Source organism: Treponema sp. UBA7567 (genome assembly GCF_002476655.1).
Taxonomy (GTDB): domain Bacteria; phylum Spirochaetota; class Spirochaetia; order Treponematales; family Treponemataceae; genus Treponema_D.
The window spans coordinates 13,087-26,818 of sequence record NZ_DLLH01000077.1; the positions used below are offsets into that span (position 1 = coordinate 13,087).

Annotated in this window: 12 protein-coding genes; 7 read left to right on the plus strand and 5 right to left on the minus strand. The window is 39.1% G+C overall.

All coding sequences use genetic code 11. The features are described from left to right. Positions 1 to 789: 789 nt before the first annotated feature. The 6 genes from B3Y13_RS09550 to queA all read left to right on the plus strand — a co-directional run bounded on the left by B3Y13_RS09550 (position 790) and on the right by queA (position 6,231). Positions 790 to 1,950, plus strand: coding sequence for a hypothetical protein (locus B3Y13_RS09550; protein ID WP_296694201.1), 1,161 nt, complete (start codon positions 790 to 792; stop codon positions 1,948 to 1,950). A 108-nt stretch (positions 1,951 to 2,058) separates the two neighbouring features. After that, positions 2,059 to 2,799 (plus strand): YebC/PmpR family DNA-binding transcriptional regulator, encoded by a 741-nt coding sequence (locus B3Y13_RS09555; protein WP_078931193.1) that lies wholly within the window; start codon positions 2,059 to 2,061, stop codon positions 2,797 to 2,799. Between the two features lie 56 nt (positions 2,800 to 2,855). Continuing rightward, a complete protein-coding gene (gene ruvC / locus B3Y13_RS09560) occupies positions 2,856 to 3,467 on the plus strand; it encodes a crossover junction endodeoxyribonuclease RuvC (protein WP_296667083.1) in 612 nt (203 codons plus the stop codon). A gap of 9 nt (positions 3,468 to 3,476) precedes the next feature. Further along, positions 3,477 to 4,085 (plus strand): Holliday junction branch migration protein RuvA, encoded by a 609-nt coding sequence (gene ruvA, locus B3Y13_RS09565; protein WP_296667085.1) that lies wholly within the window; start codon positions 3,477 to 3,479, stop codon positions 4,083 to 4,085. A 3-nt stretch (positions 4,086 to 4,088) separates the two neighbouring features. Further along, entirely contained in the window at positions 4,089 to 5,135 is a 1,047-nt protein-coding gene (gene ruvB, locus B3Y13_RS09570) for a Holliday junction branch migration DNA helicase RuvB (RefSeq protein WP_296022036.1), read from the plus strand. Positions 5,136 to 5,175: 40 nt separating this feature from the next. Next, entirely contained in the window at positions 5,176 to 6,231 is a 1,056-nt protein-coding gene (gene queA / locus B3Y13_RS09575; RefSeq protein WP_296022043.1) for a tRNA preQ1(34) S-adenosylmethionine ribosyltransferase-isomerase QueA, read from the plus strand. Here the strand turns inward: queA and B3Y13_RS09580 are convergent. From B3Y13_RS09580 to B3Y13_RS09595, 5 genes are all read right to left on the minus strand, one after another. Continuing rightward, a complete protein-coding gene (locus B3Y13_RS09580; protein WP_422664338.1) occupies positions 6,224 to 7,045 on the minus strand; it encodes an FAD binding domain-containing protein in 822 nt (273 codons plus the stop codon). The two genes, queA and B3Y13_RS09580, sit on opposite strands and share 8 nt — an antisense overlap. Next, on the minus strand, positions 6,990 to 7,427 hold the full coding sequence (locus B3Y13_RS09895) for a 2Fe-2S iron-sulfur cluster-binding protein (RefSeq protein ID WP_349681368.1): 438 nt from the start codon (positions 7,425 to 7,427) through the stop codon (positions 6,990 to 6,992). The genes B3Y13_RS09580 and B3Y13_RS09895 overlap by 56 nt, the downstream gene beginning before the upstream one ends. Before the next feature lie 24 nt (positions 7,428 to 7,451). Continuing rightward, positions 7,452 to 9,539 carry a xanthine dehydrogenase family protein gene (locus B3Y13_RS09585; protein ID WP_296694207.1) on the minus strand — a complete coding sequence of 696 codons (2,088 nt, stop codon included), beginning with the start codon at positions 9,537 to 9,539 and terminating at the stop codon, positions 7,452 to 7,454. Continuing rightward, positions 9,529 to 10,731: a DegT/DnrJ/EryC1/StrS family aminotransferase gene (locus B3Y13_RS09590; RefSeq protein WP_296694209.1), complete on the minus strand. Its 1,203-nt coding sequence runs from the start codon at positions 10,729 to 10,731 to the stop codon at positions 9,529 to 9,531. Before B3Y13_RS09590 ends, B3Y13_RS09585 begins: the two co-directional genes overlap by 11 nt. An 18-nt stretch (positions 10,732 to 10,749) precedes the next feature. Further along, complete coding sequence (locus B3Y13_RS09595) at positions 10,750 to 12,252, minus strand: polysaccharide biosynthesis protein (protein WP_296667096.1); 1,503 nt, start codon at positions 12,250 to 12,252, stop codon at positions 10,750 to 10,752. Between the two features lie 301 nt (positions 12,253 to 12,553). On the opposite strand from B3Y13_RS09595, the gene B3Y13_RS09600 reads away from it, so the two are divergent. Beyond that, positions 12,554 to 13,732 (plus strand): carbon starvation CstA family protein (locus B3Y13_RS09600; protein WP_296694211.1); only part of this gene is annotated, 1,179 nt, incomplete at its 3' end.

Consider the following 13,732-nt stretch of genomic DNA (forward strand, 5'->3'; position numbering starts at 1 on the left):
ATTTACAAAAAAAGAAATAAAGCGACTTAAGCTTCTTGCAAAACAGATTAAGGCAAACAAAGGCAGAATAAAGGTTGTTCCTTTTATTGCGGTTGCCGCCGTAATTGCTGCGCTTGGGATTACAGTAACTATTTTTAAAAATCCTGTTGCAAAAATGGCTATTACAAGCGGAATGCAGGAAATTTTTGGCGCAAAGTGCGATGTGGGTTCTGTAGATATTCAGTTTTTTGATTCTCATGTTACCATCGAAAATTTTGCCCAGGCTTCGAGCGATGATGAATTTAAAAATCTTTTTGAATTTAAACGCCTCGATTTAAATTTCAATCTGACAAATCTTTTGCAGGCAAAATTTCATGCTCAAAACATCGAAATTACAGGAATTGAACTTGGAACAGAGCGGAAAACGAGCGGAAAACTTGCTATAAAGCCGAAAGATAAAAGGGAAAAGGCAAAGAAAAACGATTCGACTGGTTTTTATGATTCTCTTAAAGAAAAAATCGGAACTGATCCTGACGCCGCAAAAAAAGCAATTACGGAGCTTTTTACAATGTATGATCCGGCGGCAATTGCAGAAAATATAAAGGAAAATCTCCAGTCGCAAAAAGTTGCAAAAGAAGTCGAGGAGGAATTAAAGGTTCTTGTCGAAAACTGGAAAAATAAACCAGACGAGTTAAAAAAGAGCGTTGAAGAAGTTCAGAATGCAACAAAATCGCTTTCAAATTTGAATGTTTCTAAGGTAAGTCCGGCAGAAATTCCTTCTCTCTTAAAACCNNNAAAGCAAAGGCCGATATGGAAACGACTCTTTCTTCTTTTGAAGGTGACCAGAAAAAAATAAAGCAGCTGCAGAAAAAACTTGAAGATTCAATCGCTTCCGACAAAAATCTTCTTTCTGCCCAGGTTTCTATTCTTGATCCAAAAAAAGCAAAGTCGGCTCTGAACGATTCTATAAACCAGGCCGGATACGCTCTTTTGGGACAGTATTATCCGTATTTAAAAGATTTGATTTCCTATGCTTCTTCTATGAAAGCTTCGGGTGGAAATGCTAAAGAAAAAGAAGATGCCAATAAAAAAGCAGTTGAAAAGGCGAAAAAAGAAAGCAAACGCTTTGCCGGCCGTTACGTTTATTGGAAAAAAGACACGGTTCCGAAACTTCTTGTCGAAAAAGTTCATGGTTCTGGCAGCGGAATCGAACTTTTTGCCACAAATATTTCAAGCGATATGAATAAACGCGGCGAACCTTGGATTGTAAAGGGCAGCGTAAAGAAAAGTCAGTGTGTTCATAATGCTAATCTTACGGTTGACGCAAGAACAGGAACAAAAGCGCATCTTGTCGAAGCCGGATATTCTGGAAGCAACTTTCCTTTGAGTCTTGACTTGTCAAAAAAAGGCGCTTCGGACGTTATTCCAAAGTTTGAAGGAAAATCGAATGTCAGCGCATCTATTGTTGCGGATTCGGATTTTAGTTTTTCTGGAAATGCAAAGCTTAATATGAATCCTGCGGCTGTAACTGGCGGAGAACTTGGCTCAGAAACTGCAACGAGAATTTATACGACCGCGCTAAAATCAATCAAGTCTCTTAATCTTGGAGCAGGTTTTTCTTTTAGCGAAAAATCAGGCGTTGGTTTAAAACTGGATACGAATTTTGACACTCTTCTTGCAGATGCAATTTCCAGCGTTGCAAATGCCGAATTTGAGAATGTGAAAAAAGATGTGGCTGCAAAGTTGAATGAGCAGATTGCTTCTTCAGAAACTGCAAAAAAATATATTTCTCAGTTTGGCGATATTTCTGCAAAGCTTGACGGTCAGAAAAACAGTTTTGATTCTATTTCAAAACAGCTTAGTCAAAAACAGTCTGAACTTAAGAAAAAAACGGGCGATGCTGCAAAAAATAAGGCTTCTCAAGCCGCTTCAAATGCCGCAAGTTCTTTCTTAAAAGGGCTGAAAAAATAAAAATGCTAATATGCTGTTGATAACAGTTTGGTTTTGTGTTAGACTACAAAATCTAAACTTGTTTGTATATTATAAAGTCAAAAAGATTGGCTTTTTATAGGAGTTATCATGTCAGGACACAGTAAATGGGCAACCATAAAACATGCAAAAGGTATTGCAGATGCTAAACGCGGTAAACTGTTCACAAAATTCATTAAGGAAATTTCAATTGCCGCAAGAATGGGTGGTGGAGATCCAAACTCAAACCCACGTCTTCGTACTGTAATTATTAAGGCACGTGCAGCTAACATGCCTAAGGATAACATCGAACGTGCTATCAAAAAAGGTACTGGTGAAGACGGCGCAACATCTTACGAAGAACTTGTATACGAAGGATACGCTCCAGGCGGAGTTGCTGTTTTGGTTGAAGTTCTCACAGATAACCACAACCGTGCAGCCGCAGATGTTCGCAATATCTTTACAAAATCAGGCGGAAACCTCGGAACTTCTGGTTCTGTAAGCCGCATGTTCCAGCGCAAAGGTACAATCGAGCTTGATGCTGAAAAAGTAAATGAAGACGAAGTTATGGAAACTGCTCTCGAAGCTGGCGCAGACGACATTGTAAACGAAGATGGAGTTATTACTGTAACTACAGCTCCAGATGCATTCTCTGCTGTTGCAGATGCTCTTGCGGCAAAAGGGTTTGAAACACTTTCTGCTGACGTTGGCATGGTTCCGGATGCTTACACTGCTGTTGACAAGGATACTGCCGCAAAAGTTCAGAAACTTATCGACCGCCTTGAGGACAACGATGATGTTCAGAACGTTTACCACACAGCTGAATATCCAGAAGACTTTGAAATGGAGTAATCCTTAACTTTTTAATCAAAGTTTTGCAAAACCACGGGCTTTCCCGTGGTTTTTTTATGGCTTATGATTTTTGCTGTGTAAAAAATATTTTTCAGTGTGGTTTTATTTTGAAAAAGTTTGAAGAATTGCCTGGAACAAAAATTTTTGAAAAGACTGAAAGTTCTCCAGTTAAGGATTCTCCTAAAATCCGGCGTGTAATCGGTATTGATCCAGGCCTTGCAAATACTGGCTTTGGAATAGTTGATTTTTTTAACGGACGCTACAGAATGGTAAGCTACGGTTGCATTACGACAAAAAGCACAGACAGTCTTTCTCAAAGGCTTTTAAAAATTGCTTCAAGTTTACAGGCGGTGATTGATGAATTTAAGCCGACAGAAGCTTCGATGGAAGAGCTGTTTTTTGTAAAGAATATCACATCTGGAATTTCTGTTGCGGAGGCAAAAGGTGTTTGTACGCTGATTGTCGCGCAAAATTGTATTCCTCTGTCAGAATATAAACCGAATCAAATAAAGCAGGCTGTTACCGGGACTACAAAGTCAGACAAAAAACTTGTTGAAAAATATGTAAAAATTCTTCTTGGTCTGGAAACTGAGCCAAAGCCAGATCATGCGGCTGACGCTCTTGCAGGCGCAATAACACATCTTCATTACAATTTAAAAATTTGCTAGAATAAAACTATGTTCAACTCTATTACTGGAACAATTACTGGCAAATTTCCAAAACAGCTTTTTTTAGAAAAAAACGGCATTGAATGGGATATAAATATTCCGGATTCAAATCTTGATCTTTTGCCGCCTGTTGGCGTGGAAGCTAAAATATTTACGTGGATGCAGCATACAGATACTGTTTTTGCGCTTTTTGGTTTTGCAAACGAAAAAGAACGTTCTTTTTTTCTTGATTTGCTTAAAGTTGATGGCGTTGGTCCTAAGGGAGCGGTAAAAATTATGAGCAGCGCGCCTTCTTCAACTCTTATGGACACTCTTGAAAGCGGAGATGTCGCTCTTTTGGAAAAAATTCCTGGCGTAGGCAAAAAAACTGCAGGAAAAATGATGCTCGCCTTAAAGGGAAAACTCTCATTTAACGAAGATTTGCAGACATTTACTGTTCCCAAGTCCAGCGCTTTTTCTGATGTTATTTCTTCGCTTGTGAGCATGGGATATGACAGAAAAACTGTTGAACAGAAGATTGCGGAGCTTTCTGCAAAACTTGAGCCAGACTTTGTCGGAAAATCTCAAAAAGAAAAAGAAGATATGATTTTTAGAAAAATAATTGTGGAGCTCGCGTAGATTATGGACAGCATTGACAGCGAAACAGATTTTTCGGCAATTGTAAGAGCGGACTTAAAAGATGATGAAATTCAAGAGAATTCTTTGAGGCCTCAGTTTTTGTCAGATTTTCTTGGACAGGAATCTGTTAAAAAAAACCTTTTTACTTTTATTCAAGCGGCAAAACTTCGCGAAGAGCCGTTGGATCATCTTCTTTTAATCGGTCCTCCAGGTCTTGGAAAAACAACGCTCGCTCAAATTACAGCTCACGAGCTCGGCGTCGATTTTAAGGTTACGAGCGCCCCTGCTTTGGACAAACCTAAGGATTTGGCTGGAATCCTTTCAACTATAACTCCGCGGACTGTCTTCTTTATTGATGAAATTCATCGTTTAAAACCTGCGATTGAAGAAATGCTTTATATTGCAATGGAAGATTTTGAACTTGACTGGATTATTGGGCAGGGAGCGGCGGCAAGAACCGTCAGAATTCCGATTCCTCCTTTTACGCTTGTCGGCGCAACAACAAAGGCAGGCTCGGTTTCCAGTCCTTTAAGAAGCCGTTTTGGTTTTATTCCTAGATTTGAATTTTATACTCAAAAGGAGCTTTCTTCTATTATTCGTCGCAGCGCAGGAATTCTTGAAGTTTCTATTGATGATGATGCGGCTCTTCTTTTGGCAAAATGTTGCCGCGGAACACCTCGTGTTGCAAACCGTGTCTTGCGCCGTATGAGGGATTTTGCTCAGGTTGAAGGCCGGAATAAAATCACATTAAAAATTGTTGAGGAAGGTCTTAAGCGTCTGGAAATTGACTGCCTTGGACTTGAAAAATACGACCGGGAAATTCTTCTTTCAATAATTAAAAAATTTGGCGGAGGACCTGTTGGCGCAGAAACTCTTGCAATCAGCATTGGAGAAGCGCAGGACACTCTTGAAGATTATTATGAGCCGTATTTGATTCAATGCGGTCTTATTCAGCGGACTCCGCGCGGAAGAATTGTCACTTCAAAAGCCTATGAACATCTTGGTCTTGAAGAAAATAGCAATTCAACAGGGCAGGCTTCCTTATTTTGATATTGACACAAACTGGCTTTTTATTGGAGAAATATAAAAAATGAAACTTAGTGATTTTTATTTTGATTTGCCTGAAGAGCTTATTGCTCAAAAACCGTCTGGAATTCGCGGTCAGGACAAACTTATGCTTTTAAACCGCAAAACTGGCGAAGTTCAACATTTAAAAATGGAAAATTTGCCTGATTTAATTTCTCCAGACACATTGATGATTTTTAACAATTCCAAAGTTCGCCGAAGCCGCTGTTATGGAATAAAAATTAGCGAAAAAGAAGGACAGGGCGGACGCGAACAGGAATTTATGTTTTTAAACCAGATGACTCCGGACTTAAAAACCTGGCATACGATGGTAAAAGGCGCAAAAAAGGTAAAGACTGGAAACAAGTATTCATTTTTTGACGGAACTGTCGGAACTGTTATAGAAAATGAAGGTGACAAAGGCTCTGAATTCCGTACTGTAAAATTTGAAATTCCTCTTGATGACAACTGGTTTGAAAAGAACGGACATATTCCGCTTCCTCCATATATTCACCGCGAAGACGATGATACAGATTCTGAGCGTTATCAGACAATTTATGCCAAAGAAACAGGAAGCTCTGCTTGTCCGACAGCCGGGTTGCATTTTACTCAGGAAATGTTTGAAAAACTTGACGCAAAAAAAATCGAACGCTGTTTTGTAACCTTGCATGTCGGACTTGGAACCTTTCTTCCTGTCCGTTCAGAAAATATAGAAGAACACAAGATGCACAAGGAAGTCTATTCAATTCCTTTCGATGTTGCTGAAAAAATAAACCGTGCAAAAAAAGAAGGCCGCCCAATTCTTGCAGTAGGCACAACTTCTGTCCGAACCCTTGAATCGGCGGCAGACGAAAATGGTTTTGTAAAAGGCGGTTCTGGAGCAACAAGCATTTTTATGTATCCAGGATATAAGTTTAAGTGCGTGGATCAAATGTTTACGAATTTTCATACTCCAGAAAGCACTCTGATTATGCTTGTAAGCGCCTTTGCTGGCCGTGAAAATATTTTAAATGCCTACAAAAAAGCCGTAGATCAAAAGTACCGCTTTTTTTCTTACGGTGACTGCATGTTTATTAAGTAAGCTGTTCAAGCGAATATTTTACAAGATTTAAAAACTGCGCTCTTAAAATCGGAGGAACTTGCTTGTCCAGGCATGTTTCGTCGTAGATTTTTTTCGCCGCTTCTACAAATTCGAGAATTGTGTTTTCGCTCAAAGGAAGGCTGGCTCCCAAAAGCCTGTTTTCGAGCTCAAGGCTGCGCAGTGAAAAAGGTCCTGCAAATGCTATTTTGAGGTTTGCAATTTGATTTTTTACAGTGTCAGCAAGAAAAACAAAGGAAGCGGAATTTTCGGTTATGATGTGGGCAGGCCCAAGCCTTTTAAAAACAGCAACTTCCCAGTCTCCAAGCGGAAGTATTATTTTTGAAAGGACAAAATTTTCCGGAACTTCATTGAATTTTGTCATTGGCAGATAAGNNAGCTTTGCGTCAAGAGCGACAAGCGGAGCAAATAGCGTGTATCTATAGTTTTTTGCGCAGATGTTTCCTGCAAGAGTTGCAATATTCCTAATGTTTGTGTTTGCAATTGACTTTACGGCTTCGTAAAAAACAGATGGAAGTTTTGCAGGATCGATTTCGAGAATTTGTGAAAGTGTAATTTCCGGACCAAACTCAAAAAATCGCTCGTGCTTTATTGAATAATTTAATTCGCGAATATTGCGGACGCAAAGAGAAATTTCCGGAAGTTTTTTGTCCTGTGTACAGCCGCTCATAAGCTGAATGTCTTTTATCGATTTTTTTTGATAAAAAATATCGTTCAGTGTCTTTGCGTAATAAATCTGCTTAGATTTTAACATTCTTTTTTCTTCCTTCGCGTTCGTGCCTGGCTGCGGTGGCATAAAGAATTCCGTTCATAAAAACTCCCTGTTCCGTGCATGCGCATTTATCTTCTGTAGTAAGTTCAATTAACTGCGATTTTGTCGGACGGTAATTGTCCTTTAAGAGCCTGTAAACCGAAAAATACTTGAATGAATTGCAATACCCGCACAAATTCATTCCGGCTTTAAAAAAACCTGTTTCAATGTCCTTATACTCTTTTGTTTTAGAAAAAGATTCAAGGGTTTCTATCGTGCAGTCTTTTACAATTCCAACGGGAATCAGACAGCTAGAAACCGGCTTGTCGTTAAGCAGAACTGTGCAAAAACCGCATTTTCCTGCCTCGCAGCCAGTTTTTACAGAAATCAGTTTTTGNNTTTTCATCAAGAATGATTTTTTTTCCATTTATCGTTACAGGAATTTTCATTTTTATTTTAGCTCCGTAGTTTCTTCTGAATTTTTGTTTTCTTCAGCCTCTTTTTGTTTTTCCCAGTTTTCTTTCAAGCTTTTTGTGAGCTTAAAAACTGTATCTGTCTGAACCGGCATATTTGTAATTGTTTTTCCGACAGCCTGAGAAAGGGCAGAGGCATAAGCGGCAGGCAAAAGAGAGGCTGCAATATCGCCAAGTTGTTTTGGCTCATCGTTTGACTGCATAAATTGAATCGAAATTGAGGATACAGAAAGTTCATCGTCTTCAACCAGTTCTTTCAATCCTTCTTGAATTGAATTTTTGAGGGAAGTTTCGGCTGCGTGGGGATTTAAAATTTTTCCTGCATCGGCTATAAACCAAATTCCGCGCAGTTGAGGCGAATAAGAAGCTGAATCAAGCTCAATTTCGGCAATCATTGCTGCAAAACTTGTGGAAGAAAATGGATACCCGCTGAACGTTTCTAAATCCCAGCTTTTTCTAGGATTTACAGAAAAACTTTTTTTTATTGTTACCGGAAATTCTTCGTCTGTTGTTTTTGAAAGCTTTCGAGCTAAGGCTTCGCAGGCTTTTTTTATAAGAACAGAATTGATTGAAATTGAAGCGTTTGTCGTCTGTGGATTTTCTGGTTCTGAGTCAATGCTGTAATTTGTGTTCAAAAAAATATTTTCGGCAGGAAGTCCAGTGATTTCGGAAGCAGTTTTTTGCCAGATTTGCCATGCGTTTTTTGAACTTGGCATTCCGCGGATATAAAGTTTTTGGTCTTTTGTGTAGGAAAGTTCAATATTCAGATTTTTTTTTATAAAATTTGAACCGAGGTAGGCAGTTCCTTCGTAAGCGCAGGCAAGCCCGATTCCTCGCAAAGGCGGTGCGTAAGGAGAAGCGTTGTCGTGATCAAACCTGTGAATGTCTTCCATTTTATAAGCCGCATTTTTCCGCAGAAAAGTTCCTGTCCTGCAAATGGCTTCGAGAACTTCTTTTGATTTTCCTGTTTCNNTTTTTAGATTTAAAATACGCAGTTCAAGAGGGTCAATTCCTGTTTCGCGGGAAATTTTATTCATCTGATTTTCCACGGCATAAAACGCTTTTGAAGCGATTATCGAAAAATCAATTGATGATGGAATTGAGTGGCTCTTGTAAATGTTTGATGTAATTTTTATATTTGGACATTTGTATACTCCGATTGCGGCGATTGCAAGTCTGTCTGCAATTTCCTGCGCAAAAGGATTATAAGCTCCTGCATTCACATGGATTAAAATGTCCATAGATTTTATGAGCCCGCTTTTTGCAACGGCGGTTTTATGCCTGATTTTTACGGATGATGTATTTTCTGCAAAAAATTGCTGCTCGGTTCTTGTAAATTCAAGTTTTATTGGCTTCTTGAGTTTTAGGCAGGCGAGGGCACACTGACAGCAAATTAATGTGTTTAGCCAAATTATGTCCGTTGTCTTTGAAAGAATTTTTGTTCTTGTTATATAGATATTCTCTTCTGGAAAACCTGTAATATCGGAAAGATTTTTTCTTAAATTGCTAATCCAAAGGTTTGGAGAAAAAACATAGAGATTTTGGCTTTTTATGTAGCAGAAAGCTCCGTTTGTTTCGGTGAAATTTTGAAAATTTATGTCGGATTCCCATTCTTCTTCAATCAGAGAGTCTTCTTCTTGAAGCTCGTAGTCTTGGCCGTATTTGACTTCTCGTTGTGCAAGAATGTTTGAATTTTCATTTTTTTCTTCATAGTAAAAATGCTCGTCAATGTTCATTTTAATGTTTTTGCTCAGAAGCCGCACATTTTTTTTGTTTGGGCCGGTAATTATTCCTATTGCCTGCCCTGTGTAGTCAATATCTTTTTCGCAAAAAACCGGAATATTTGTTCCTGAAATTTTTATATTGTTTTTGAACGGAAGATCTTCGCAACCATAAAAATTATAGCCTTCTGGCAGTTCTTCCGTCAGAATTTTTATGATTCGTCCTTTTGGAACAGGACTGCGCACGACAGAAGCATAGAGCATATCATCTTCAAAAATGTCCGAATAAAATTCGTCTGAAAAGATGAGTGTGTTTTTTTGAGGAATTTTTCTTTTAGCGCACATGGAACTTTTCTCCGGCAGATTTTACTGTTTTTATGACATAATCTGCCATTTCTTCGCTCATATCAGGCCAAAGCGGCAGTGTAATCGTGTTTTTGTAATGGCGCTCAGCATTTGGAAAATTTTCTGCTTTAAAGTCGGGATATTTTTTTTGCCAGTACGAAAAATGGAAGATTGGAATAAAGTGCATTGAAATTCCAAGTCCGTTTTGCTGAAGTTCTTTTGCAAATACATTTCTTGTGCAGTTTAATTTTGAAGGATTTATTTGAATAAGATAAAGATGCCAGGCGTTTCCTTCTCTGTCCGGAGGCAAAGTCAAAAAATCACAGCCTGCAAAAGCTTTATTGTATTTTTCGACGATTTTTTTTCTTTTGAATTCGAACAATTCTGCTTTTTTTAGTTGAACCCGGCCGATTGCGCTTAAAATATCTGGAAGATTTGCCTTAAATCCTGGAGCGATAATGTCGTATTCCCAGGAAGCTTTGTCGCTTGTGTATCGATCCCATGCATCTCTGTCCATTCCGTGAAGCCTCATCTGGCACATTCTTTTTGCAAGAAAATCGCTGTCTGTCGTAATCATTCCGCCTTCGCCAGTGGTGATTGTCTTTGTCGCATAAAAAGAAAATATTCCTACATCGCCTAATGTTCCTGCGTAACCGTCTTTTGTTTTGCTTGGAAATGAATGGGCGCAGTCTTCAATGACGAAGATTTTGTTTTTTTGAGTTGAATATTCTTTTGCAATGGCGCAGATTTCTTTCATGCTGCACAAATTCCCTGCAATGTGAACTGGAACAATTGCCGCAACAGTTTCGATTTTTCCGTCTTTTTTGAGTTTTTCCAGAACAGACCTGATTGAATCCGGCGAGATTGAATATGAATTTTCTTCAATATCTGCAAAATGAACGTCTCCATTCAGATGAACTGCGCTGGCGGCGGTCGAAACAAAGGTGTAGGGCGTTGTAATTACAACTCTTCCGCTTTTTACTCCGCATGCTTCCATGGCAAGAATCATTCCGTTTGTATTTGAATTGACCGCAAGAGCGTGTTTGCATCCTAAAAAATCAGCAAACTCTTTTTCAAAGTCGTGAGTTGTTTTTCCTGTCGTAAGCCAGCCTGAATCAATAACGCTGCAAACAGCATCTTTTTCTTCCTTCGAAAATGAAGGCTTAAAAAACGGAACTTTTAATTCTGACATACACACCTGCCGTAATTTTTATAGATAACCTAAAGTAGTTTTTGTCGTTTTGTAATATTCGTCAAGGCTTGGAACGTATTCTCTGAGGTATTTTAGAAGAATTTCTCTGTTTCTGAACGCTTCTGTATTTTTGGGACTGAAAAAGCAGACAGGTTTAAGTTTTTCGAGAAGCTGATCGAGTTTTTTATCTCCAAACTCCAAATTTTTAAGCTCAAGGAGCTTTTCATATTCGGTTTTTTGAGGATTTTCTTCTTCTAGCCACAATGGCTCAAAAGTTCTTTCGCCTTCGCGCGGACCGATTATTTTAATTTCAATGTCGCGTCCCGGTTCAAGTCCCGAAAATTTAATTATTTGTTCTGCCAGATCGTAAATTTTTATAGGTTCTCCCATGTCCAGAAGATAAGATTTTCCGTTTTCTCCGATTCCTCCTGTTTCGAGAACCAAAGAGCATGCTTCGGGAATTGTCATAAAATAGCGTTCCATATTTTTGTCCGTGACTGTTACAGGTCCTCCGGATTTTATCTGTTCCTGAAATAAAGGCAGAATTGAGCCTCTTGAGCCGAGCACGTTTCCGAATCGGACAAACATAAATTTTTGTGAAGAATTTGCTTTTTTTGAATATTGAAGAATGAGTTTTTCACAGAGCATTTTTCCTGCTCCATAAACGCTCACTGGATTGACGGCCTTGTCTGTCGAAATAAGCACAAAACGCTGGACATTGTTTTTTAACGCCGCATCCAAAAGATTTTTAGTTCCAAAAACGTTGTTTTCGATGGAAGCAACTGGATTTTCTTCCATCATCGGAACATGCTTATAAGCCGCGCAATGAAAAATCACGTCTGCCCGAGTGTTTTTTATTATGTAGTCTACGTATTCACGGTCTTTCATGTCGCCGATAATCGGAACTACGGTTGCTTTTTCTCCGACTCCTTCCTGCTGCAAGACATGAAGTTCTCTGTAAATCTGTACAATTGAATTTTCTCCGTGTCCAAAAAGATAGAGCCGTTCTGCGCCGCCAGAAAGAAGCTGTCTTGCAAGTTCTGAACCTATTGAGCCGCCTGCTCCTGTAATAAAAACTCTTTTTCCGCGAAGGTATTTTAAACTTTGATGAAGCGGAATTATGACAGGCGTCCGGCCCAAAATATCAAGAGGATCTATTTCTCTTGTCTGTACAAAATGCGCCTTGCCGTCGATAATCTGGCTTACACTCGGAAGAATTCTGATGTGGGCAAAACCGCCCTTTTTTAAAGCTTCGTAAATTTCACGTATCTTTTCTGTCGGCGCGCTTGGAATCGCAATTATTGCTTCATCCAAGGGGCCGCATTTTACAAGGCTTGCAACTTCTGCAATTGAACCCAATACAGGAATTCCTTCAATTGAAGTTCCAATTAGTTTTTTTTCATCATCTAAAAATGCCGCTACCGAACCAAATACTTTTTTACGCATCAAATCGCGGGCAATCATCTGTCCTGCAAAACCCGCGCCAATAATGTAAATTTTAGAATCAACTTTCTGCAGCATAGAATGATTTTATCATTAACAGCGCAGATTTACAATTAGACAAAAATATTCAGATCGAAGCATGTTTTTTTCAATTGGTTCGCATAGATTTTAAATTTCTTTACAAATACAAAATGTAGATTTAGACTAATCTTTGTAGGATAAAAGTTCGCCTTTTTGACGAGCCTTATGTCAAATTCAAAAAAGTGTTGTTAAAGAAGTTTTTACGGCAATTTCGGACAACAACCAATAACCGCAGTAAATTTAATTTTTTTAACAGCCTTTAAATCAGTTTGTAGATTGTTTATCTGGAGGTATTTTTATGATAACTTTCTTTGCTGCGCTGGTGATTTTGATTGTAGGTTACATGATCTATGGCAAAATCGTGGAAAAAATCTTTGCACCAAACGACCATGCAACTCCTGCTGTTGCTAATCCTGACGGTGTTGATTATGTTCCTATCTCTACTGGAAAGGCTTTTTTAATTCAGCTTTTGAATATTGCCGGCCTTGGTCCTATTTTTGGTGCGATTTCTGGAGCCATGTGGGGACCTAGTGTTTACATTTGGATTGTCTGCGGTACTCTTTTAGCTGGAGCTGTCCATGACTTTATGTCCGGTATGCTTTCTGAAAGAAACGATGGTGCTTCTATTTCTGAAGTTACTGGAAAATATCTTGGCCCTGTAATGCACAATGTGATGCGTGTATTCTCAGTTGTTCTTCTTGTAATGGTAGGTGTTGTATTTATGGTAGGACCTGCTGGTCTTCTTGCCCGCCTTACTCCTGAATGGCTTGATATAAAGGTTTGGACTGTAATAATTCTTATTTATTATTTCCTGGCAACACTTCTTCCAATCGATAAGATTATCGGACGTATTTATCCTTTGTTTGGAATTCTGCTTATTTTAATGGCAATTGGTATTGCAATCGGAACAATTATTCATTCTGGTGAGCGTCCAATGATGGAACTTACATTGAAGAATCTTTATCCTGGAACGATGGACAGCGCGACCGGAAAAATCACCGGAGTGCGCCCGATTTGGCCTCTTATGTTCATCACGGTTGCTTGCGGCGCGATTTCTGGTTTTCATGCGACCCAGTCTCCGATTGTTTCACGCTGCATAAAAAGCGAACGCGAAGGGCGCAAGATTTTCTACGGTGCAATGGTTGCTGAAGGTATTATTGCCTTGATTTGGGCTTCTGCCGCAGTTGCATTCTTCTGGAATAAAGACGGCGCAGGAACTGGACTTTCTGCTTTGAAAGCTATTGGAGGCGGAAACTCAAATTCTGTTTATGACATGTGTGTTGCTCTTCTTGGAAAATTCGGTGGGCCAATCGCATTGCTTGGTGTAATTGTTTGCCCTATTACTTCAGGCGATACAGCTTTCCGCGGTGCCAGAATGACAATTTTTGACTGGTTTAAGCTTGACGAGAAAAAAATCCGCGTTCGTCTTTCTGTTGCAATTCCTCTTCTTTTGATCGGCTATGCAATCTCATTTATC